Raw genomic sequence first — 22,768 nt, forward strand, 5'->3', positions numbered from 1 at the left:
ATGACGGTGGCGCAGGCCGTCGTCGAATACCTTTCCCGGCAGTACACCGTGGACACGGTGGGCGGCGTTGACTACCGTGAGCGGCTCATCCCGGGCACGTTCGGGATCTTCGGGCACGGCAACGTGGCCGGCGTGGGCCAAGCCCTGAAGCAGTACCAGCAGCAGGACCCCACCCTGATGCCGTACTACCAGGGACGCAATGAACAGGCCCAGGTCCACCAGGCCGTGGGCTACGCCCGGCACACCCGCCGCCGACAGACCTACGCCATCAGCACCTCCATCGGCCCGGGTTCCTCCAACCTGCTCACCGGTGCCGCGCTGGCCACCACCAACCGGCTCCCGGTGCTGCTGCTGCCGTCCGACACGTTCGCCACCCGCGCCGCCGACCCCGTGCTTCAGCAGCTCGAACAGCCCTACGCCTACGACATCACGGTCAACGACGCGTTCCGGCCGCTGTCCAAGTTCTTCGACCGGGTCACCCGGCCCGAGCAGTTGTTCTCCGCGTTCCACCACGGCCTGCGCGTCCTGACCGACCCGGCCGAGACCGGCGCGGTGACCATCTCGCTGCCGCAGGACGTCCAGGCCGAAGCCTTCGATGTTCCCGAAGAGTTCCTGGCCGAGCGTGAGTGGCGGATCCGCCGCCCCGACGCCGACGACGACGACATCGCCCGCGTCGCCGCAGCCATCCGCGCAGCGAAGCGCCCGCTCATCATCGCCGGCGGGGGCGTCCTCTACGCCTACGCCAACGATGAACTGGCCAGGTTCGCCGAACTGACCGGCATCCCGGTGGGCAACACCCAGGCCGGCGTCGGCGTCCTGCCCTGGGACCACCAGTACTCCCTGGGCGCGATTGGCTCCACCGGCACGACGGCGGCCAACGCCATCGCCGCCGAAGCGGACCTGATCATCGGCATCGGCACCCGCTACGAGGACTTCACCACCGCGTCCCGGACCGCGTTCCAGAACCCGGACGTGCGCTTCGTGAACATCAACGTCGCCCCCATCGACGCGTACAAGCACGGCACCACGCTGCCGATCGTCGCCGACGCCCGCAAGGCCCTGGTCAAGCTCAACGCCGCCCTGGGCGGCTACCGGGTCGGCGCAGACCTGGAACAGAAGATCGCCGCGGAGAAGAAGCGCTGGAACGCCACGGTGGACGAAGCCTTCGACACCCGCTACACCCCGCTGCCGGCCCAGAACGAGATCATCGGCGCCACCAACCGGGCCATGGACGCCCGCGACGTGGTCATCTGCGCCGCCGGGTCCCTGCCCGGTGACCTGCACAAGATGTGGCGGGTCCGGGACCCGTTCGGCTACCACGTCGAATATGCCTACTCCTGCATGGGCTACGAGATCCCCGGCGGCCTGGGCGTCAAGCGTGCAGCAATCGCCGAAGCGGCCGGCACGACGGCGGCAGGCGGCGTTGGTGGGGAAGCGGCCCAGGTGCGGGACGTCGTCGTGATGGTGGGGGACGGCTCCTACCTGATGATGCACACCGAACTGGTCACCGCCGTCGCCGAACGCATCAAGCTGATCGTGGTCCTGATCCAGAACCACGGCTACGCCTCCATCGGCTCCTTGTCCGAATCCCTCGGTTCACAGCGGTTCGGCACCCAGTACCGGGCGCTGAACGAGGAACAGCACAGCTTCGACGAGGGCGAGACCCTGCCCGTGGACCTGGCCCTGAACGCCGAGTCCCTGGGCGTGAAGGTCATCCGGATCGAACCGGGGGAAAAGGTCATCGCCGAACTCGAACAGGCCATCCGGGATGCGAAGGCCGCCCCCGAGAACAGTGGCCCGATCCTGATCCACGTCGAATCCGACCCCCTCCTGGACGCACCGTCCTCCGAATCCTGGTGGGACGTCCCTGTCTCCCAGGTCTCCGAACTGGACTCCACCAAACAGGCCTTCCAGACCTACGTCGACCACAAGTCACGCCAGCGCAAACTGCTCGGCTAACCACGCTTTTTCACTACTCAAGGAAGAGTCCCATGACTGCCATCACCACCGAAACAACGGTCATCAACCACTTCATCAACGGCGCCGAGACCGCCGGCGAAGGCGACCGCACCACGAACGTGTACAACCCGGCCACCGGCGCCGTGACCGGCGAACTGCGCCTGGCCAACCGCGCTGACCTGGACACCGCCGTCGCCGCCGCCCGCAAGGCCGCCGACACCTGGGGTGACATTTCCCTGGCCAGGCGCACCGCGGTGCTGTTCAAGTTCCGCGAACTCGTCGCCGCCCACGTGGACGAACTCGCCCAGCTGGTCACCGCCGAGCACGGCAAGGTCCTCTCCGACGCCAAGGGCGAGATCGGCCGCGGCCTGGAAGTGGTCGAGTACGCCTGCGGGATCCCCACCCTGCTCAAGGGCGACTACTCCGACCAGGTCTCCACCGGCATCGACGTCTTCTCCTTCCGCGAACCCCTCGGCGTGGTCGCCGGCATCACGCCGTTCAACTTCCCCGTGATGGTGCCGCTGTGGATGGCCCCGATGGCCATCGCCACCGGCAACGCCTTCATCCTCAAGCCCTCCGAACGCGACCCCTCCGCCTCGCTGCTGCTGGCCAAGCTGTGGAAGGAAGCCGGGCTGCCGGACGGTGTGTTCCAGGTCCTGCACGGCGACAAGGAAACCGTTGACGGGCTGCTGACCCACCCCGACGTGGACGGCATTAGTTTTGTTGGGTCCACCCCGATCGCGCAGTACGTTCACGAAACCGCCACCAAGCACGGCAAGCGCGTCCAGGCCCTGGGCGGTGCGAAGAACCACGCGATCATCCTGCCCGACGCCGACCTGGACAACGCCGCCGACCACCTCGCGGCCGCCGCGTTCGGCTCCGCCGGGGAACGCTGCATGGCCATCTCCGTCGCGGTCGCCGTCGGAGACGCCGCCGATGCCCTGGTCGCCAAGGTCCAGGAACGCGCCGAAGCCGTCAAGGTCAACAACGGCACCGAACCCGGCGCCGAAATGGGCCCGGTCATCACCCCCGCCTCCAAGGAACGCATCGTCAAGATCGTCACCGAAGCTGAAACCGCGGGCGCCGCCATGGTGGTGGACGGCCGCGACCTGGTGGTCCCCGGCCACGAGAACGGCTTCTGGGTTGGCCCCACCGTCCTGGACCACGTCAAAACCGAAATGAGCGCCTACCGGGAGGAAATCTTCGGACCCGTCCTGGTGGTGGTCCGCGTCGACACCCTTGAGGACGGCATCACGCTGATCAATGCCAACCCCTACGGCAACGGCACCGCCATCTTCACCTCCTCCGGCGCGGCCGCCCGCAAGTTCCAGCGCTCCGTGACGGTGGGCATGATCGGCATCAACGTCCCCCTGCCGGTGCCGGTGGCCTACCACTCCTTCGGCGGCTGGAAGGCCTCCCTCTTTGGCGATAAGCACATCTACGGACCCGAAGGCGTCAGCTTCTACACCCGCGGCAAGGTAGTCACTTCCCGCTGGCCCGAAACCCACCACGCCTCCGGCGCCTCCTACAACTTCCCCTCCAACTAGTCCCCACCGCCGCCCTCGCCTCGCAAGCTCGGCCAGGGAACCCTGGCGGCGTGGGCCCTACCCGTCGATTGCTCCGTAATTGTCGTTTTGAGCGTCCAAAACGACAATTACGGAGCAGCCGATGCAAAGGAAAAGACAATGACTGAGAACAAGCTGATCATCGGCACGGCGCCGGACTCCTGGGGCGTCTGGTTCGCGGACGACCCCAAGCAGACCCCATGGGAACGCTTCCTCGACGAGGTGGCCGAGTCCGGCTACAAGTGGATCGAACTGGGCCCGTACGGCTACCTGCCCACCGACCCCACCCGCTTGGCGGAAGAACTGAAGCAGCGCGACCTGCAGATCTCCGCCGGCACCGTCTTCACCGCCTTCCACCGCGGCCTGGACCAGTGGGAAACCGCCTGGGAACCGGCCCGCAAGGTCGCCGAACTCACCGCGGCCATGGGCGGCGGGCACATCGTGGTCATCCCGGCCATGTGGCGGGACGACGTCACCGGCGAAGCCGTGGAAAGCGGCACGCTGAGTGAAAAGGCCTGGGACGACCTGTTCGCCGGCCACAACCGCCTGGGCAAGACCCTCCTGGAAGACTTCGGCCTGAAGCAGCAGTTCCACTCCCACGCCGACTCCCACGTTGGCGCGCAGACGGACATCGAAACGCTGCTGGCCGCCACCGATCCCCAGTACCTGAACCTCTGCCTGGACACCGGCCACGCCGAGTACTGCGGCGCCTCCAGCCTGGAACTGATCAAGAACTACCCGGACCGGATCGGCTACCTGCACCTGAAGCAGATCAACCCGGACATCCTCAGGAAGGTCAACGAGGAGAACATGACCTGGGCAGCTGCCAACCTGGCCGGCGTCATGACCGAACCGCCCAACGGCCTGCCGGACCTGCGCGCGGTCATCGAAGCCGTGGAAGCGCTCAACCGGCCCATCTTCGGCATCGTGGAACAAGACATGTATCCGGTGGCCTTCGATGTACCGATGCCCATCGCCAAGCGCACCCGCAACTACCTGCTGTCCTGCGGTTCCCGCACCGCCGTCAGCTAACCCGCCCCAGACACCACAAAGGACAGAACAATGACTGAAACCCTCCGCGTTGCCGTCATCGGCGCAGGCCGCATGGGCGCCGACCACATCCAGCGCATCAGCAAGCGCATCCACGGAGCCGAAGTTGCCGCCGTCGTGGACGTGGATCTTGCCCGCGCCCAGGCCGCTATTGAAGGCATCCCGGGCGCCGTGGCCCTGGCGGACGCTGACGAGGCCCTGAACAACGGCGACGTCAACGCCGTCCTGATCGCCACCCCCGGATTCCTGCACGAGGACATCCTGCTCAAGGCCCTCACCAGGGACATCCCGATCCTCTGCGAAAAGCCGCTCACGCCCGACGCCGCATCGTCCTGGAAGATCGTCGAAGCCGAGGTGGCGCTGGGCCACCAGCGGATCCAGGTGGGCTTCATGCGCCGCTTCGACGCCGAATACGCCACGCTGGGTTCGATCATCCGCAACCACGAACTCGGCGAGCTGCTGATGCTGCACCACCAGCACCGCAACCCGAGCACCCCTGAGGGCTTCACCAACGAGATGCTCATCAACGACTCCGTGGTCCACGAGTTCGACGCCATCCGCTTCTTCACCGGCGAGGAAATCACCAGTGTCCAGGTCCGCCTGGGCAAGGCCACCAAGAACGCGCCGTCCGGCCAGCATGACCCCCAGCACGTCCTGCTGGAGACCGAATCAGGCGTCCTGGCCGACGTCGAAATCTACGTCAACGCCAAGTTTGGCTATGAGGTGGCTACCCAGGCCTCCTTCGAAGACGGCATCGTCAGCATCGGCGGCGACAAGGGCCCCTACACCCGCAGCTCCGGCCGCTGGGGCGGCAACGTCACCCCCGGCTTCGAGGAGCGCTTCGGAGCGGCGTACGACGTCGAAATCCAGTCCTGGGTGGACGCGGCACTTAAGGGCGGAGTCGGCGGCCCCTCCGCCTGGGACGGGTACGCCACCGCCGCCTGCTGCGAGGCAGGCGTCGAAGCGCAGAAGAACGGCGAAAAGGTCGCCGTGAAGCTGGCTCCGAAACCCGACCTTTACAAGTAACCAGGACCGGAAAGGGGGCGGAGCCATCCGTCCCCTTTCGTGTCTCCACCCTTCCTGATCCACAATGGAGTGTTTACGTGAAAATCGCACTTGACCCCACCCCGTTCCATCACTCGCACAGCCTGCTGGAGTTCCCCAAGGTGGTGGCCGACCTCGGCTACAAGTACATGCAGATGACCCCGCACGCGGACTTCATCCCGTTCTACAACCACCCCAAAGCGGACGACGAACTGGTGGGCCAGCTGGGCAAGGCCTGCAAGGACGCCGGGATTGAAATCGCCTCCATCCTCCCCGTGCTCCGCTGGTCCGGGCCCGACGAGGACGCCCGCGAAGCCGCCGTCCGCTACTGGAAGCGCGCCATCCAGATCGCCGTGGACCTGGGGGTCAGCACCATGAACACCGAGTTCAGCGGCCGGCCCGAGAAGGCGGAGGAGTCCGAGCGGGCGTTCTACCGGTCCATGGAGGAACTGCTGCCGATCATCGAGCGTGAAGGCATCGACCTGCTCATTGACCCGCACCCGGACGACTTCGTGGAGGAAGGCCTGGCCGCCATCCGCGTGATCCGGGGCGTGAACTCGAAGAACGTGGGCATGGTCTACGTGGCCTCGCACAGCTTCCACATGAAGAACTCTCCGCTGGACATCATGCGGGCCGCGGGGGACAAGCTGCGCCTGGTCCACGTGGCCGACACCATGGACCACCACGCCTCGCACGGACTGCGGTACATCACCAATCCGCCGGGCAACCCGGTCCGCGTCCACCAGCACCTGAAGATCGGTGACGGCGACGTCAATTGGGACGAATTCTTCGGCGGCCTGAAGGAAATCGGCTTCCTCGACCGGGAGGACACGGTGATGGTGTCCAGCGTCTTCGCTGAGGACGAGAACGCCGAAGAAGTGTCCCGGTACCAGCTGGAGACCATGAAGCAGTACGTCCAAAAGGTAAGCCTATGAGTTCGCCTGTTTCCGGAAAGGCAGCTGTCAAGCAGCCCGGCAACCATCAGCGGGCCCTGCGGACCGTCACCATCATCTCCACCTTCGGCGGCCTGCTGTTCGGCTACGACACCGGCGTGATCAACGGCGCCCTGCCGTACATGCAGGAGGACCTGGGCCTGACCCCGCTCACCGAAGGCCTGGTCACCTCATCCCTGCTGTTCGGCGCCGCCTTCGGCGCCCTGTTCGGCGGACGCCTGGCCGACCGCAACGGCCGTCGCAAAATGATCATGGTGCTGGCGGTCATCTTCCTCGCGGGCACCATCGGCTGCACGTTCTCGCCCAATACCGAGGTAATGATCGCCGCCCGGTTCGTCCTGGGACTCGCCGTGGGCGGGGCATCGGTGACGGTCCCCGTGTACCTGGCGGAGGTCTCGCCGAGCCACCGGCGCGGCCGGATCGTCAGCCAGAACGAGCTCATGATCGTCACCGGGCAGCTGCTTGCGTTCATCTTCAACGCCTACCTGGGCAACTCCTTCGGTGAATCGCACGGCATCTGGCGCTGGATGCTGGTCATTGCCACCCTGCCGGCCATCGCGCTGTGGATCGGGATGAACTTCATGCCCGAGAGTCCCCGCTGGCTGGCTTCCATCGGCAGCTTCGGCGAGACGCTCAGCGTGCTGCAGCGGATCCGGTCGCAGGAGGAGGCCCGTAAGGAGTTCGAGGAAGTCAAGGCCATGGCCGTGGAGGACTACAAGTCCAAAATGGGTTCATGGAAGGACCTGGGCATCCCGTGGCTCCGCAGGATCTTCGTAGTGGGCCTGGGCCTCGCGGTGATCCAGCAAATCACGGGCGTGAACTCGATCATGTACTACGGCACCCAGATCCTCTCGCAGTCCGGTTTCGGCCGGGAAGCTGCCTTGACGGCCAACATCGCCAACGGGGTCATTTCGGTACTGGCCACGTTCGTGGGGATCTGGCTGCTGGGCAAGGTGGGGCGGCGCAGGATGCTGATCACCGGGCAGGTGGGAACCACCACGGCGCTGCTGCTGATCGGCTTCTTCTCGCTGATCCTGCCGGAAGGCTCCGCCCGGGGCTTCGTCATCCTGGCTTTGACCGTGACGTTCCTGGCGTTCCAGCAGGGTGCCATTTCCCCGGTGACGTGGCTGATGCTCTCGGAAATCTTCCCGCTGAAGATCCGCGGCCTGGGCATGGGGGCGTCCGCCTTCCTGCTGTGGATCGTGAACTTCCTGATCGGGTTCGGTTTCCCGCAGCTGCTGGCCGCCATCGGCATCTCCAACACGTTCTTCGTCTTCGCGGTCCTGGGTGTGGGGGCCATTGCCTTCGCCGCGAAATACGTTCCCGAGACCAAGGACAAGAGCCTTGAGGACCTGGAGCACTACTTCAAGAACGTTGCAGGCGGCAAAGCCGAGGTGTCCACCGCACAGGTTTCCTGACCGGACCAGCACGCCCGGTTCCCCACAGCAACGCCCCCATGAGGATCCTCGCGGGGGCGTTGCTGTTGTCCTAGGTGCGTGCGTGCAGCCGCGGCAGCGCATCCACCAGCGGTGCCAGTTCCGGAATGGCCAGGGCCGCGTCCAGGGCACGCTCCAGCGTGGCGTCGTGGACCGGCCGCGCTTCCGCGAGCAGGCTGCTTCCACTGGCGGTGAGCTCGGTGTAGATGCCGCGGCGGTCGTCGTCGCACAGAATCCTGGTCAGCAGGCCACGGTCCTCCAGGCGGTTGACCAGCCGGGTGGTGGCGCTGGGGCTCAGCGCCGTGGCGCGCGCCAGCTGCTGCATCCGCATGTGCCACCCGTCCTGCCGGCTGAGGGCATCCAGCACCGTGTACTCCACCACGGAGAGCTTCGACTCCGCCTGGAGGCTGCGTTCCAGTTCGTTTTCGATCAGCCCGTGAAGCGCCGCGAGGGTGCGCCAGCCCTGGGCGCGGACCTCAACGGCGTCGTCCTTGATGCCCATGGTTGCTCCTTCGAAGATGGCGTAGGGCGCCATCCATTGCTCCGGTCATAGATAGTTGCTTGCGCGGCATATTTGCATGTGCAACAATAAATACCGCGTCTGCAACTATCTTAGGCGCCTTCCCGCCTCGGGAACAACCACGAACAGCTCAAAGGAGCATCCTCATGCCTGTTGGCCTGATAGCACTCGCCCTGGGTGGGTTTGGCATTGGACTCACGGAATTCGTGATCGCCGGCCTCCTTCCGCAGGTAGCCGCGGACTTTGCAGTCAGTGAAGCGTCCGCGGGCTGGTTCATCTCCGGCTACGCACTCTCCGTGGTGGTGGGAGCGCTGGGCCTGACCGCGGCCGTGACCCGCTTCCCGCGCAAACCCGTGCTGGCTGCATTGCTGGTCCTGTTCATTGCCGGCAACCTGCTCTCCGCCACCGCGGACGGTTATTGGGCCATGATGCTGGGGCGCATCATCGCAGCCCTTTCGCATGGCGCCTTCTTTGGAATTGGGGCCGTGGTGGCGGCCGGTATGGTTCCGCCCAGCAAGAAGGCAGGGGCCATAGCACTGATGTTCACCGGGCTGACGGCGGCCAATGTCCTGGGTGTTCCCTTCGGAACCCTGCTGGGCCAGGCGGCCGGCTGGCGTGCCACGTTCTGGGCCATCACCGTCATTGGCGTAGCCGCGCTCGCCGGCATCCTTGCACTCGTCCCCGCATCGGCCGGTGCATCGGACGAGGCAGGCAGCCTCCGTTCCGAACTCCGTGCCTTCCGCTCCGGGCAGGTATGGCTCTCCATCGTGGTCACCGTCCTGGGCTTCGGCGGCATGTTTGGAGCGTTCACCTACATCGCCTACACCCTCACGGAGGTATCAGGATTCGCTGCAGCCACGGTGCCGTGGCTGCTGATCGCCTTCGGCGTGGGCCTCTTTGCGGGCAATACCCTGGGCGGTAAAGCTGCCGACCGCAACGTGGACCGGACGCTGCTCGTGGTGCTCGCCGCGCTGACCATGGTCATGGTGGCCTTTGCCTTGACGGCCGCCAATCCCGTCCTGACGGTCATCTCGCTGGTCCTGATGGGCGGCTTCGGGTTTGCCACCGTACCGGGTCTGCAGATGCGGGTCATGAAGTACGCCTCCGGTGCTCCCACCCTCGCCTCCGGCGCCAATATCGGTGCCTTCAATGTGGGTAACGCCCTGGGCGCCTGGCTGGGCGGCGTCACCATCACCGCCGGGTTCGGCTACACGTCGCCCATCTGGGCCGGCGCCCTCATCACCCTTGCGGGCGTTGCCGTCATGGCGTTCGCCGCGGCAGGTGCCAGGCGGAGCGAACAGCGCCGCGGTGGCCGCGGCACGGTCGAGGCCGCGGAGGAGCTGGTCAGCCGCTAGGCGGAGGGGTCGGACGAGCGGCGCACCATCAGGGCGGGTTCAAGCTTCCGGGTCACGGCTGGTCCGGCCGTCCCGGCAACCCGCTCCAGGATGGCCTGCGCCGCCAGCTGGCCGAGCTGCCCGGCGTGCTGGTCGATGGACGTCAGGCCAATCAGTGGCGAGGCGCCCACTTCGATGTTGTCGCAGCCAACGATCGCCATATCGCCCGGGACGGACAGTCCCCGGGACGCCAGGGCCTCCATGATGCCAATGGCGGTGAGGTCGTTGTGCGCAAAGACTGCCGTGGGAGGCGTGGCGCCCGAGTCGAGGAACTGTTCCATCACGGCCCGGCCGCCGCGTTCGGTCATGTCGCTGTGGACCAGGTGCGGCTCCAGTCCGAACTGCTTCATGGCGTGCAGGTAGCCCTCCCGCCGGGCCGTGTAGGGGAGCCAGTCGGAGATGTCCACGTGGGCAATCCGCCGGTGCCCCAGGTGGTACAGGTGCTCCACGGCGAGCGACCCGGAACGGAAGTCGTCGGTCAGGACGGAATCCACGCCGTCGGCCTCCAGCTCCCGGGTGATGACGACGGCGGGCGTCCCGCGCAGGGCCCCGGCCAGCTCCTCCGAGCTGCCGGTGTAGCCGGCCAGCAGCACGCCGTCCACGCGAAGGTCCACGAAGGACCGGACGGCCTCCAGTTCCGTTCCGGGATCGGCGGAGCCGACGGCGACCATCACCTGGTTGCCGCTGCCCGCCAGTCCGTCGGTGATGCCGTCATAGATATCGGCAAAGACGGAGTTGTGCAGGTCCAGGAACAGGACGCCCAGCGTATTGGTGCGGTGGCTCGCCAGGCGGCTGGCCAGCCTGTTGGGGGAGTAGCCCAGGGCGGCGGCGCTTTCCAGCACCGCCGTCCGCTTTGCGGGCGAAACCTTGGGGGAATCGCGCATCACCAGGGACACCAGGGCGCGGCTCACCCCGGCGTCGCGTGCCACGTCCTCCATGGTCACCGACCGCGGCGAAGGGGAAATCTGTTTCACAGAACTCCACTATGCCAGTCGCTGGCGGCCTGCCGGGGTGCCTACGCGCCGAACGGCAACCGGGGGTCGATGTTCTGGCTCTCCCACGTCTGCCGGACCCAGCCGTGGTGCGGGTCGTCGCTGATCAGCCACTCCCGTACCGGCCCGGGGCCGGCCATGACGTTGAGGTAGTAAAGGTCGTAGCCGGGTGCGGCCATGGCCGGGCCGTGCCAGCCGTAGGGGACCAGGACAACATCCCCGGTCCGTACTTCGGCGGAAACGTCGATGGGGCGCTCGTCGGAGGCGTAGACGCGCTGGTAGCCGATGGCATCGGCGTCGGCAGGTGCGCCGGATCCAGCTCCCACCTGGGTTTCGAAATAGTAGATCTCTTCAAGGGAGGTCTCGCCGTCCTTCTCCTCGTCATGCTTGTGCGGAGGGTAGGAGGACCAGTTGCCGGCCGGGGTGAGGACCTCGCACACGATGAAGCGGTCGGCTTCCAGTGCGGCGGGGGTGCCGAAGTTGTGGACCTGGCGCGAGCAGTTGCCCGCCCCGCGCAGTTCCACCGGCGTTTCCGCGGCGGACACCAGCCTGGTGGGGTAGGACGCCTGGGCCGGCGCGGTGGCAACCGCCACCCTGCCGCCGTCGGCTGAGCTGATGCTGACCGCGTGGCCGGTGCCGGAGTACAGCACATCCGTCGGGCCGGCGAACACCGAGCGGCGCCCCGCCAACGGGTAGTCCGTGCCGTCCACGGTCACCGTGAAGGACCCGTTGAGGGGCACCACGATCCGTTCCTCATCCGCGGCGGGAAGTTCGACGGCGGCGCCCGCCGGCAGGGTGGCCACCTTCAGTCCGGTGTGCGCCCAGCCGTCCACGGCAAGGGAGGAATCGGAGGTTCCGATGGACACGTCCCAGGCGCCGTCAGCGGCGGTGCCCAGGGGATAGACCCAATTGGTCATGGAGTTGGCTCCTTGGTTAGCGCTGTACGAGTGTCATTTCAAAGCTGTAGGAATCGGCGCGGTACACGTGGTGGCCGGTTTCAACCCGGCGGCCGGTATCGTCCACGGCGGTGCGTTCCATGGTGACCAGCGCCGAGCCGGCCGGGGTGTCCAGCATGGATGCCTGGTAGTCATTGGCGGTCATGGCACCGATGCGCTGGGTGGCAAGCCGGAAGTTCACGCCGCCGCGGCGAAGGATCGAATAGAGGCCTTCAGCCTTGAGCATGGCCTCATCCATCTCCGCTATGTCATCACGCACCCAGTTCTCCATGAGGGCCAGGGGTTTGCCGCCCACCCTCCGCAGCCGGGTGAAGTGGTACACCTTCGAGCCCGCGGGAAGCTGCAGCGTGGTGATCGTGGCGTCGTCCGCCTCCAGATGCGAGAAGCTCAGCACCTCGGTGGTGGGCTTCTTGCCGTTGTTGGTCAGGTCGTCGTAGAGGCTGGACAGCTCCAACGGCCGGCGGACCTGGCTGGACACCACCTGAGTTCCCACGCCCCGCTTGCGGACCAGCAGGCCGGACCGGACCAGTTCATCCATGGCCTTGCGCATGGTGGGCCGGGACAGGTTGAGCTGGGCGGCAAGGTCGATCTCGTTGTCCAGCCTGCTGCCTGGCTCCAGCACCCCGCTGTAAATCGCCGCCTCAATGCCCTGGACCACCTGGTGGTACAGGGGTACGGGGGAGGAGCGGTCGATGTTGAGTCCCAGGTTGTTCGCCACGGTGCGTTCCCTTGTCTTCGGTGTCTGCGCATTCCCCTCGTGGGAGGCTGCGCCAGCGGACACTTTGCCGCTATATGTTCGCTTGATAGGACATACTTTCTTCCTTGATCGTAGCAGGCGGGTCAGGTGGGTCAAGAGGGGTGTCAGCCAGGGAGAGGGAGGGACCGCGAAATTAAATTGTGCTGACATTAAGACTTTCTCTTGACGGGAACAATTAGAGCGCTCTAACGTTAGTGGCACGCATCACATTCCTGACCGGGTCTTCCGGTCCCCGAGAGAATTTGAGAGGCAACAATGCTGTTGCAGAAACACACCATGGGCGCCACCGGCAGCAAGCGCCGCGGGTACCTCGCCCGGCTCACTGTCATCTCCACCCTGGGCGGCCTGCTCTTTGGGTACGACACCGGCGTGATCTCCGGCGCCCTGCTGTACATGAACGACTCCCTCAACATGAGCGCCGTCGAGGAAGCAACCGTGGTGAGCGCGCTGCTGTTCCCGGGTGCCGCCGTCGGCGCCCTCACCGGCGGCCGCATGGCCGACAAGCTGGGCCGCCGCGGCTCGCTGCTGGTCTGCGCACTGCTCTTCCTGCTCGGTGCCATGGGCTGCGCCCTTGCGCCCACCGTGACCTTCATGATTGCCGCCCGCATCGTGCTGGGCCTCGGGGTTGGTGCCGCCGCCGTGACATGCCCGCTGTACCTGGCCGAGATGGCTCCCGCCCATCTTCGAGGCCGGATGGTCACCATCAACGAACTCATGATCGTCACCGGCCAGATGCTCGCCTTTGCCATCAACGCCCTTCTCGACGCCCTGATCCACGACAATGAGGTCTGGCGCAGCATGCTGGGCATCGCGTCCATCCCTGCACTCGCACTGCTCGCCGGCATGCTGTTGCTTCCAGAATCCCCGCGCTGGTACGCCATCCGCGGCCGCCTGGAAGACAGCCGCCGCGTCCTGAACCTGAGCCGCAGCCCGGAAGAGGCAGCCGCTGAATTCGAGGAAATTGCCCTCGCAGCACGCACCGCCAAGGAAGAACGCGGCCACGCCCTCCGCGACCTCCGCAACAACCCCTGGATGCGCCGGCTGCTCTGGATCGGCATTGGCCTGGCCACCGTCCAGCAGGCAACAGGCATCAACACCGTGAACTACTACGCCCCCACCATCCTGGAAAAGAGCGGGCTTGGCGTCAGTGCCTCGCTTGTGGCCACCATCGGCGTCGGCGTCACCTCAGTCCTCATGACCATCCTGGGCATCTGGCTGCTCGGCTTTGTTGGGCGCCGCCGGATGCTGGTCATCGGATTCTCCGGTGTGGTCGGCTCCCAGGCCCTGCTGGCCATCGTCTTCCTCCTCCCGCAGTCCGACCTTGCCAGCTACACCATCCTGGCCGCGATGATGCTGTTCGTTGCCTTCGTCCAGTGCTTCATCGGCACCTGCGTCTGGCTCCTGCTCTCCGAAATGTTCCCGCTGGCCATCCGCGGCTTCGCCATGGGCATTGCGGTCTTCGCACTGTGGACCGTGAACGCGGCCATCTCCTTCCTGTTCCCGATCGTGGTCAACGCCCTGGGATCCACCGGTACCTTCGGACTCTTCGTCCTGGTCAACCTGGCCTCCCTGTCGTTCGTCATCAAGTTCGTGCCCGAAACCAAGGGCCACTCCCTTGAGGACCTCGAAGCGCACTTCCGCGATGGTGAGGTTCCGGCAAAGGTCTCCGCTTAGCGACGCCTTGCCGCGGCATCGCGCGGCTCACGGCGGGGTTGGACCCGTGCCCGTCCGGTATCAACCGGACGGGCACGGTCCGGCCCCGCTTTTTGCGTGGGGTGGCCTAGGCTGGCTCCATGATGTGGAGCGCGGGGCAGCAACCATGAATTTCGCCGGAAGCCTTGGTCCCCGCCCCCGCAACCTCGAAGTCCAGGACCTGGCCAGCTTCGACAGCCTGGTGGCCGGCGGTGCGGTCAACCTGCACGGCTGGCACGCGCAGTCGCTGGACCTGCGGGGCCGGTCGGCGGCACTCAAAAACGTCAGCGTCGAGGGCGCGATGTTCCTGGGCTGCCTCTTCGACGACGGCATGGAAGCCAACCTCCGCAGCCGCGGCGCCCTGATCTTCCCGCGCCTGGAGGGCGTCCCCTTCGACCCGTACCGGGCCGTCCTGTACTCGCCGGCCGAGCTGTACGCGGGACTGGCAACCGCGCCGTATGAGGAGCTGCCGGATGCGCGCATCTATCACTGGAGCATCCAGCCTGGCCAGCGCCACCGTGTGGACTCAACGCTGGCCTCGGCCCTGCATGACCACGCCATCGGTGATGCGCTGGATGAGCTGACCCGGTCTGCAGCGTGGCCCCGCCGCTCAATCGTCGGCGTGATGGGCGGCCACGCAGCGCCCCGCGGCAGCCGGGAATTTGCGGACGCTGCCCGGCTGGGCAGGCTCCTTGCCCTCGACGGCCACTCGGTGGCAACGGGCGGCGGCCCCGGGGCCATGGAGGCGGCGAACCTCGGGGCGTACCTCAGCCGGGCCTCGGACGACGAGGTGCAGGCAGCACTTGCCGCGCTCGCCGCTGTTCCCGGCTTCCGTCCCTCGGTGTCGGCGTGGGCGCGTGCGGCGGCAGCCGTCGTCGAACGCCATCCGGACGGGACGCCGTCCCTCGGGATCCCCACCTGGTTCTATGGACACGAACCGCCCAACTACTTCGCCACGCACATCGCCAAGTACTTCGCCAATGCCATCCGAGAAGCCATCCTGCTGGAACTGTGCCATGGCGGAATCGTCTTCCTGCCGGGAGCGGCCGGCACCGTCCAGGAGATCTTCCAGGACGCCTGCGAGAACTATTACGGCGCCCGCGAGAAGGTGGCACCCATGGTGCTGGTGGGGCGCAGGCACTGGGAGCAGGAGTTTCCGGCTTGGCCCATGCTCCGCAGCCTGGCCGCAGGCAGGGCCATGGCGGACTACATCCACCTGGTGGACACGGTGGAGGAAGCAGTGGAGGTCCTCCGGTAGCGCTGAACGCTGCCGGAGGACCTCCACGAAGGATCCTTCCGCATGGTGCTAGCCGACGGCCGTGCCGAAGAGCAGGCCCAGCAGGTACGTGATGGCTGCCGCGCCCAGGCCGATGGCAAGCTGCCGGAGGCCGCGGGTCAGCGGGGACGTGCCGGACAGCAGGCCGACGGCGGCCCCGGTCGCCAGGAGCGCGATTCCCACCAGGGCGCCCGCCACTACGAGGGCAGCGACACCGGTGAGGCCGAACAGGAACGGCAGGATGGGAACGATGGCGCCGGAGGCGAAGAAGCAGAAGCTGGACAGCGCCGCACCCCAGGCCGTGCCCACTGCTTCATGCTGGTCCTCTTCCTCCGGCAGGTCCGGCTGCAGGGACAGGCTGGGATCGCAGTCGCAAGGCAACAGGCCCATGCGCTCGGCCACCCGGTGTTCGGCCGCTTCCCGGGACATCCCGCGGGCCAGGTACACCAGGAGCAGCTCGTTGTGCTCGAGGTCAAGCTGCGGCGCGGCCGCCAGCGTGACCTGCGTGGGCCGGGTGGCCGCCAGCAGTTCCCGCTGGGAGCGGACGGAAATGAATTCGCCCGCGCCCATGGACATGGCACCGGCCAGGAGCCCGGCGATGCCGCTGAGCAGCACCACGCTGCTGGCCACGCCGGACGCGGCCATGCCCATCACCAGGGAGAGGTTGCTGACCAGGCCATCGTTCGCGCCAAAGACCGCGGCGCGGAAGGTGCCGGCCAGGCGGTTGCGGCCGCGGGTGGCCAGGCCCCGCACTACTTCCTCATGGATCTGTTCATCGGCGGCCATCGCAGCGGTGGCGTTGGGGTCCTTGGCGTAGGGGGAGCGGCCCTCGGCGCGCTGGGCCAGGGCCAGGACAAACACGGAACCGAAGTGGCGGGCCAGGAAGCCGAGGAACCGGCTGCGGGCGGAGGCCCTCTTCGGCTTGCCGGCGTGCTCGCCCAGCAGTGCGAGCCAGTGGGCCTCGTGCCGGCCTTCGGCCTCGGCCAGGGCCAGGAGGATGGACCGTTCCTCGCCTTCGCGGTTCTGGGCCAGGTCCCGGTAGACGGCGGCTTCGGCGCGCTCATCGGCCAGGTACTGGCGCCACCGCTTGATGTTCGACGGCGAGGGCTGGGCTGGGTTGGCGGCCTCCGCGGGCGTGGCGTGGGATTCGGGCTGGGCGTGCTGCGACACTGTAACTCCTGGGCTGGAAAGGGCATGAACTCGCGCCTTTGCCCTGCCAGCCTACTGCGGATTTCCGCGGTTTTTTGGCTGGCAAACCTCGCTGGGAAGTTTCGGTTTACCTTAAAACCGGCGGTGCCCGCGCCCGGGTTGCAGGCTCTTCTCCGGGTCCGCTGCGGCTATTGACCCGTCCGCCCGGCCGGTGCTCTGATGAAGGTGTGGCGCAGGCTGCGCCCTACCTGAAAGAGCACGTCAGGCGAATATACGGAGGTTGAATCATGAGCACCACCGGACAGCACCCGGACATGCCGCACCTGGACGCCGTCGAAGCGGACCCCGCCTACGATTACGCCGAGGATGCACCGGTAGACGACGCGGACTGGGACGCGGAGGACGAGTTCATCGACGAGGAAGAGCCGGTGGTCCAGCCGGCCCCGGTAGTCATCGACGCCGAGGACCGTGAGGTCCCGCTGGATGACGACGAGCGCGACACGGGGGAGTAGGACTTACGACGACGGCACCTCCTTTCGCTGCAGGGCGAAAGGAGGTGCCGTCGTCGTGCGTTCAATCCCTGCAGGTCAGCGGCCGGCGAGGACTTCCTCCGGAGCGCCTTCCTGTTCCTGCCCGGCAACGCGGCGCTGCCACGCGCGCATGACTGCGGGATCGGTGGGGCGCGTGAGCAGCGAGGCGGCAACGTACACAACGGCTGAGCTGAGCAGGCCGTAGTAGATGGGTTCGTTGGCGTAGATGCCGTCCAGCGGAACCTCGGCATTGATCTCAAGGATGATCATGGTCCCCAGGGTCACCACGGAGCCGACCGCCATGGATGCCGCGGCCGCCGGGCCGGTGCCGCGCTTCCACACCAGGCCGCCGAGGATGGCCACGAGGAGGCCGCCCACCAGGATGTCGTACGCAATGGTCAGGGCCGCGACAACGTCCTTGGTAACGATGGCGATGACAATGGCCACGATGCCCAGCGCCAGGACCCAGATCCGGTTGGCCTTGACGTCGTGTTCTGGGTTTTCGGTGTCTCCGGTGTTGACCGTCTTGCCGAACCAGCCGGCCACGAACGGCAGGACGTCGGCGCGGGCAACGGTGGCGGCGGCGATCAGGGCGCCGGAGGCGGTGGACATCATGGCCGCCACGGCAGCCGCCAGGACCAGGCCGCCGATGCCGACGGGCAGGATGTTCTGGGCAACCTCGGCGTAGACGTCGTCCTTCGCGGCGATCTTGACGTTGGATAGTGCAACGTTGGCGGCCATGCCGATCAGGGAGCCGGCAACACCGTAGAGGATGCAGTAGATGCCTGCAGTGGCGCCGCCCCAGCGGGCCACCTTGGGGGTCTTGGCGGTGAACACGCGCTGCCAGATGTCCTGCCCGATCAGCAGGCCCAGGGTGTAGACCACGAAGTAGGTGATGATCGTCTGGATGCCGATGCCGTCGATCTGGAAGAAGCTGGCGTCCACCCGGCTGCGGATCCCGTCCAGGCCGCCGGCGGCGTTCAGCGTGAAGGGCAGCATCAGGAAGAAGATGCCCACGGTCTTGATGACGAACTGGACCTGGTCCGCCAGCGTGATGGACCACATGCCGCCGATGGTGGAGTACACCAGCACGATGGCGCCGCCGATGGCAATGGCCAGTGCCCGGTCAAGGCCGAAAAGAACGACGAAGATGGTGGCGTAGGCGCCCGTGGAGGTGGCGCAGAGCATCAGTGTGTAGGCGAGCATGACGATGCCGGACGCCTCGGTGGCCCTGCTTCCGTAGCGGAGCGTGAGCATCTGGGACACCGTGTAGATCTTCAGCTTCTGGATGGTCCCGGCAAAGAGCAGGCTCAGGAGCAGGACGCCCGCACCGATGGCCACCACCAGCCACATCCCGGAGATGCCGAACTTGTAGCCAAGCCCCACGCCGCCCACGGTGGACGCTCCGCCCAGGACGACGGCGGCCATGGTTCCCGTGTACAGGAACGGGCCCAGGCGGCGTCCGGCCACCAGGAAGTCGCTGTTGTTCCTGGTGCGGGACTTGCCCCACCAGCCGAAGGCCAGCATCGCGAGAAGATACACCACCACAATGGCGATGTTGATGGCACTTGCATCCATAAATGGCTCCTTGGAGCTGTTGGGGCCGGGTGTGGGACCTTGGGCAGGGACGCCCGGAACCGCCGCGGACGAATACGGAGAGGGTCCTGCAATTGCCTTATAGGCAACAGGAGTTTCCAAAGACTAGGGTGTGACGTGAGTGACAGTCAAGGAGGCCGCGCCTGCAGCCGCGCGGGTGTGGCATGCGCGCGTCACAAAAGCGGTGCCGATTAGTATGGCTCGAGAGTGGAGCCGGACTGCCGGCCGTGAAAGGTTCGTAGATGAAGGCACTGCCAGTTGAGCCGAGCAATGTCCCTGTTGCCATCGGCTCCAGGATCCGGGCCGCCAGGCAGTCCCAGCGGCTCACCATCGAGCAGGTCGCGGATGCCACCGGGCTGACCAAAGGTTTCCTCAGCCGGGTGGAGCGGGACCTGACATCACCGTCCGTTGCCTCCCTGGTGACGCTGTGCCAGGTGCTCTCCATCTCCATCGGCGACCTTTTCGTGGCACCCGAAACCCACCTGACCAAACGCAACGACGGTCCCCGGATCTCGCTTGGCGGCCAGGGCATCGTGGAGCGGCTCCTGACGGCCCGCTCGGAGCGGCGGGTGCAAATCATCCAGGCGGTGATCGAACCGCACGGCCGCGGTGAGTCCGAGCTTTACGCCGTGGACTGCGACGTGGATGTCCTGCACGTCATCAAGGGGTCCATCAAGCTCATCCTCACCAACGAGGAATACGACCTCGAGACGGGCGACACCGTGACCTTCCCGGGACGGGAACCCCACACCTGGGTCAACCCCACCGACAAGCCGGTCGAGGTGCTCTGGGTCCTGGTGCCCGCCGCGAGCCGCTGACCTCCCCAACTGGGTAGCAGCAGGTGTCGTTATGGACCTCCATAACGACACCTGCTGCTACCCAGTTGTGCGCCCGGGGACCTTTTTGTAAACACCTGATGCTCATTAGAAAACCGCGGTGTATGATGGCAGTCACACAGTCCCGTCAACTCCTCGAAGGAGAGGCCTCCATTGGAAGAGCTGCGCATTGAAGCCAACGGCAACCTTGGCCCCATCGATTCATCCCGGATCCCCCGCTATGCCGGAGCTGCCACGTATGCCCGCCTTCCGCGGCTGGACCAGGTGGCCAAGGCTGATGTGACAGTAGTGGGGGTGCCTTTCGACTCGGGGGTTTCCTACCGCCCGGGCGCCCGCTTCGGCGCGAACCACGTCCGCGGGGCCAGCCGCCTGCTGCGGCCCTACAACCCGGCCTGGGACGTCAGCCCGTTCGAGAACATCCAGGTGGCCGACGCCGGCGACATGGCGGTCAACCCCTTCAACATCAACGAGGCGATCGAGACCATCCAGCAGAACGCGCTGGACCTGACCGCTTCCGGCAGCAGGCTGCTGACCCTCGGCGGGGACCACACCATCGCCCTGCCGCTGCTCCGCGCCGCCGCCGAACGCGCCGGCCAGCCCATCGCCATGCTGCACTTCGACGCACACCTGGACACCTGGGACACCTACTTCGGTGCCGAGTACACCCACGGCACCCCCTTCCGCCGCGCAGTGGAAGAGGGCATCCTGGACACCGAAGCCATCAGCCACATCGGCACCCGCGGCCCCCTGTACGGGAAGAAGGACCTCGACGACGACCACCGCTTTGGGTTCGGCATCGTCACCTCCGCGGACGTCTACTACCAGGGTGTCCTGGAGACCGTGGCCAAGGTCCGGGACCGCATCGGCAACCGCCCGCTCTACATCTCGGTGGACATCGACGTCCTGGATCCGGCCCACGCGCCCGGTACCGGCACCCCCGAAGCGGGTGGCATTACCAGCCGTGAACTCCTGGAAATTATCCGGGGCTTCCGTGGCATGAACCTCGTGGGCGCCGACGTCGTCGAAGTCGCGCCCGCCTATGACCACGCCGAGATCACCGGCGTGGCCGCCAGCCACGTCGCCTACGAACTGGTGACCCTCATGGCGGACAGCGCAGTGCCCGGCAGCCGGTTCGGGGCAGAGACCGGGTACCAGGCCCAGGCGCTCGGCCAGGAGGCCCGCCGCCCCGCCGGCTTCGCGGCCGCCGGCAAGGAGTAGGGCCATGACGGAATCCGGCGCCGCACCTGTCCCGGAGCAGGGGAGCGGTGCCCGCAACGGCGGGGACCTCGTCGTCGAAACCCTGGAAGCGCTGGGAGCCAAGACTGTGTTCGGCATTCCGGGCCAGCACGCCCTGGGCCTCTTTGACGCCATGGGCCGCGGAAACCTGCACTTTGTGTCCTCCCGGGTTGAGAACAACAGCGCCTTCGCCGCGGACGGGTACTCCCGCGCCACCGGCGAGGTGGGCGTGCTGTTCCTGTCCACCGGCCCCGGCGCGCTGACCTCGCTGGCCGGACTCCAGGAGGCCTACGCCACCGGCGTTCCGATGGTGGTGGTGGCCAGCCAGATCCCGTTGGAGGGGCTGGGTGCACGGCGCAAGGGCATGCTGCACCAGCTCGATGACCAGAAGGCCTCCGCCGCCAACGTCACCAAAAGCCAGCGGCTGATCCAGCACGCCTCAGGCATCCCCTCGGCCATCCAGGACGCCTGGACAGAAGCCATCTCCTCGCCGCAGGGCCCGGTATGGCTGGAGATCCCGCAGAACGTGCTGCTGGACCCGATCATGGTCCCGCCGGTGGAGGATGCCCTGGCAGAGGCGGCTGACAACCCGCCGCGCATCGAGCTGGTCCGCGAGGCCGTGAAGTGGCTGGAATCAGCACAGCGCCCGGCCATCATCGCCGGCGGCGGCACGCGCCGAGGGAAGGCGGAGAAGTCGCTGCTGTCCCTCGCGGAAAAACTGCGTGCGCCGGTGATCTGCACCCCGGGCGGCAACGGCGCATTCCCCTGGAACCACGAGCTGTCCCTGCAGTCCTGGATCGAGGACCGGTACATGACCGACCTCCTCGAGGACGCCGACGTCCTGGTGGTCATCGGGTCATCCCTGGGCGAGGTCACCTCCAACTACTTCACCTTCGAGCCGCGCGGCAGGATCATCCAGATCGACGCCGAACCCCGCGTCCTGGAGTCCAACCGGCCAGGCCTGGGCATCCGCGCCGACGCCGGCCAGGCGCTCGCGGCGCTGGACGAGGCTCTTGACGCGGCCCTCGAGCCGGGCAGGACAACCACGCCGGACTGGCACGGCAGCACCCCGGAAGAGCTGGTTAAAGAGTCACTTGCCAAGGTCCGCGCCCGGCTGGAATCGCAGGACCTGGCCAAGGAACTGAAGTTCATGGCGGATATCCGCGAGGCCGTGCCGGCGGACATGCAGACCTTCTGGGACATGACCATCGCCGCGTACTGGGGCTGGTCCTGCTGGGACGCCCGTGAAGGCCAGTTCCACTCCGCCCAGGGCGCCGGCGGCCTGGGCTACGCGTTTCCCGGGGCCATCGGTGCTGCCGTGGGGCTGGAGACGCTGGGCAGGCCGGCTGGTTCTGCCCGCGTCCTCGCTGTCTCCGGCGATGGCTCGTCCATGTACTCCATTGCCGAACTGGCCACCGCGAAGCAGCACAACGTGCCGGTCACCTGGCTGATTGTGGACGACGGCGGCTACGGCATCCTGCGCGAATACATGGTGGGTGCGTTCGGCAAGGCCACCGCCACCGAACTGGCCCGGCCCGACTTCGTGAAGCTCGCCGAATCCTTTGGTGTGCCTGCAACGCGGGTTGCCCCGGAAGATGTGGGGGACGCGCTCAGGGCCGGATTCGCTGCGGACGGCCCCAACGTCGTCGTGGTCGAAACCCTCCTGAAGATGTTCGGCCCCACCCATCTGGCGCCCTGACTCCAACGCCGCCTGCAAGCTCCCCCGCTTACCGGATCACCTCCGGCTGAAGTGGGGGAGCTTGGCGTTTAAGCCGGCAACGCCACTAACTTCGTTTCCCTAAGCAACCTTTTCCTGATACAGTTGCT

At 66.7% G+C, this 22,768-nt stretch carries 19 protein-coding genes; 13 read left to right on the forward strand and 6 right to left on the reverse strand.

The window, feature by feature from the left end; all coding sequences use genetic code 11:
* The 6 genes from iolD to MRBLMD1_RS21565 all read left to right on the forward strand — a co-directional run bounded on the left by iolD (position 1) and on the right by MRBLMD1_RS21565 (position 7,989).
* Positions 1 to 1,959 (forward strand): 3D-(3,5/4)-trihydroxycyclohexane-1,2-dione acylhydrolase (decyclizing), encoded by a 1,959-nt coding sequence (gene iolD, locus MRBLMD1_RS21540; RefSeq protein WP_414703722.1) that lies wholly within the window; start codon positions 1 to 3, stop codon positions 1,957 to 1,959.
* 32 nt (positions 1,960 to 1,991) lie between these two features.
* Positions 1,992 to 3,506, forward strand: a complete 1,515-nt coding sequence (locus MRBLMD1_RS21545; RefSeq protein WP_364403581.1) for a CoA-acylating methylmalonate-semialdehyde dehydrogenase — start codon at positions 1,992 to 1,994, stop codon at positions 3,504 to 3,506.
* Between the two features lie 138 nt (positions 3,507 to 3,644).
* The gene (locus MRBLMD1_RS21550) at positions 3,645 to 4,556 is read left to right on the forward strand and encodes a sugar phosphate isomerase/epimerase family protein (RefSeq protein ID WP_159632819.1); all 912 of its coding nucleotides are present in this window, start codon (positions 3,645 to 3,647) and stop codon (positions 4,554 to 4,556) included.
* 30 nt (positions 4,557 to 4,586) lie between these two features.
* The gene (locus tag MRBLMD1_RS21555; protein ID WP_364403584.1) at positions 4,587 to 5,600 is read left to right on the forward strand and encodes a Gfo/Idh/MocA family protein; all 1,014 of its coding nucleotides are present in this window, start codon (positions 4,587 to 4,589) and stop codon (positions 5,598 to 5,600) included.
* A gap of 77 nt (positions 5,601 to 5,677) precedes the next feature.
* Entirely contained in the window at positions 5,678 to 6,553 is an 876-nt protein-coding gene (locus tag MRBLMD1_RS21560) for a sugar phosphate isomerase/epimerase family protein (protein WP_364403587.1), read from the forward strand.
* Positions 6,550 to 7,989 (forward strand): sugar porter family MFS transporter, encoded by a 1,440-nt coding sequence (locus MRBLMD1_RS21565; RefSeq protein WP_364403590.1) that lies wholly within the window; start codon positions 6,550 to 6,552, stop codon positions 7,987 to 7,989. The genes MRBLMD1_RS21560 and MRBLMD1_RS21565 overlap by 4 nt, the downstream gene beginning before the upstream one ends.
* A 70-nt stretch (positions 7,990 to 8,059) precedes the next feature.
* Here MRBLMD1_RS21565 and MRBLMD1_RS21570 read toward each other — a convergent pair whose 3' ends face one another.
* Positions 8,060 to 8,509, reverse strand: a complete 450-nt coding sequence (locus MRBLMD1_RS21570) for a MarR family winged helix-turn-helix transcriptional regulator (protein ID WP_159635744.1) — start codon at positions 8,507 to 8,509, stop codon at positions 8,060 to 8,062.
* A 164-nt stretch (positions 8,510 to 8,673) separates the two neighbouring features.
* Between MRBLMD1_RS21570 and MRBLMD1_RS21575 the strand changes: the two genes are divergently transcribed.
* Positions 8,674 to 9,882: an MFS transporter gene (locus MRBLMD1_RS21575; RefSeq protein WP_364403593.1), complete on the forward strand. Its 1,209-nt coding sequence runs from the start codon at positions 8,674 to 8,676 to the stop codon at positions 9,880 to 9,882.
* Here the strand turns inward: MRBLMD1_RS21575 and MRBLMD1_RS21580 are convergent.
* From MRBLMD1_RS21580 to MRBLMD1_RS21590, 3 genes are read right to left on the reverse strand one after another with little or no spacing between them, the layout of a single operon-like run.
* Positions 9,879 to 10,895, reverse strand: coding sequence for a LacI family DNA-binding transcriptional regulator (locus MRBLMD1_RS21580; protein WP_364403596.1), 1,017 nt, complete (start codon positions 10,893 to 10,895; stop codon positions 9,879 to 9,881). The two genes, MRBLMD1_RS21575 and MRBLMD1_RS21580, sit on opposite strands and share 4 nt — an antisense overlap.
* A 41-nt stretch (positions 10,896 to 10,936) precedes the next feature.
* A complete protein-coding gene (gene iolB, locus MRBLMD1_RS21585) occupies positions 10,937 to 11,830 on the reverse strand; it encodes a 5-deoxy-glucuronate isomerase (RefSeq protein WP_364403599.1) in 894 nt (297 codons plus the stop codon).
* A gap of 16 nt (positions 11,831 to 11,846) precedes the next feature.
* On the reverse strand, positions 11,847 to 12,587 hold the full coding sequence (locus tag MRBLMD1_RS21590) for a GntR family transcriptional regulator (RefSeq protein WP_159632812.1): 741 nt from the start codon (positions 12,585 to 12,587) through the stop codon (positions 11,847 to 11,849).
* 294 nt (positions 12,588 to 12,881) lie between these two features.
* Between MRBLMD1_RS21590 and MRBLMD1_RS21595 the strand changes: the two genes are divergently transcribed.
* Both MRBLMD1_RS21595 and MRBLMD1_RS21600 read left to right on the forward strand, forming a co-directional pair.
* Positions 12,882 to 14,300, forward strand: coding sequence for a sugar porter family MFS transporter (locus tag MRBLMD1_RS21595; RefSeq protein ID WP_364403603.1), 1,419 nt, complete (start codon positions 12,882 to 12,884; stop codon positions 14,298 to 14,300).
* Between the two features lie 145 nt (positions 14,301 to 14,445).
* Positions 14,446 to 15,576: an LOG family protein gene (locus MRBLMD1_RS21600; protein WP_364403605.1), complete on the forward strand. Its 1,131-nt coding sequence runs from the start codon at positions 14,446 to 14,448 to the stop codon at positions 15,574 to 15,576.
* Between the two features lie 48 nt (positions 15,577 to 15,624).
* Here the strand turns inward: MRBLMD1_RS21600 and MRBLMD1_RS21605 are convergent, their stop codons facing one another.
* Positions 15,625 to 16,764: a VIT1/CCC1 transporter family protein gene (locus MRBLMD1_RS21605; RefSeq protein ID WP_364403607.1), complete on the reverse strand. Its 1,140-nt coding sequence runs from the start codon at positions 16,762 to 16,764 to the stop codon at positions 15,625 to 15,627.
* Positions 16,765 to 17,030: 266 nt separating this feature from the next.
* Between MRBLMD1_RS21605 and MRBLMD1_RS21610 the strand changes: the two genes are divergently transcribed.
* Positions 17,031 to 17,255, forward strand: coding sequence for a hypothetical protein (locus MRBLMD1_RS21610; RefSeq protein ID WP_159632808.1), 225 nt, complete (start codon positions 17,031 to 17,033; stop codon positions 17,253 to 17,255).
* 75 nt (positions 17,256 to 17,330) lie between these two features.
* Here the strand turns inward: MRBLMD1_RS21610 and MRBLMD1_RS21615 are convergent, their stop codons facing one another.
* Positions 17,331 to 18,851, reverse strand: a complete 1,521-nt coding sequence (locus tag MRBLMD1_RS21615; protein WP_364403611.1) for a sodium:solute symporter — start codon at positions 18,849 to 18,851, stop codon at positions 17,331 to 17,333.
* 260 nt (positions 18,852 to 19,111) lie between these two features.
* On the opposite strand from MRBLMD1_RS21615, the gene MRBLMD1_RS21620 reads away from it, so the two are divergent.
* The 3 genes from MRBLMD1_RS21620 (at position 19,112) to MRBLMD1_RS21630 (ending at position 22,640) form a co-directional block, all read left to right on the forward strand.
* Positions 19,112 to 19,687 carry a helix-turn-helix domain-containing protein gene (locus MRBLMD1_RS21620; protein WP_224025126.1) on the forward strand — a complete coding sequence of 192 codons (576 nt, stop codon included), beginning with the start codon at positions 19,112 to 19,114 and terminating at the stop codon, positions 19,685 to 19,687.
* Positions 19,688 to 19,858: 171 nt separating this feature from the next.
* Positions 19,859 to 20,923, forward strand: a complete 1,065-nt coding sequence (gene speB, locus MRBLMD1_RS21625) for an agmatinase (RefSeq protein ID WP_364403614.1) — start codon at positions 19,859 to 19,861, stop codon at positions 20,921 to 20,923.
* A 4-nt stretch (positions 20,924 to 20,927) separates the two neighbouring features.
* Positions 20,928 to 22,640 (forward strand): thiamine pyrophosphate-binding protein, encoded by a 1,713-nt coding sequence (locus tag MRBLMD1_RS21630; RefSeq protein ID WP_364403617.1) that lies wholly within the window; start codon positions 20,928 to 20,930, stop codon positions 22,638 to 22,640.
* Positions 22,641 to 22,768: the final 128 nt, after the last annotated feature.

The sequence above is a fragment of the Pseudarthrobacter sp. LMD1-1-1.1 genome (genome assembly GCF_040676255.1).
In the GTDB taxonomy this organism is placed as follows: domain Bacteria; phylum Actinomycetota; class Actinomycetes; order Actinomycetales; family Micrococcaceae; genus Arthrobacter.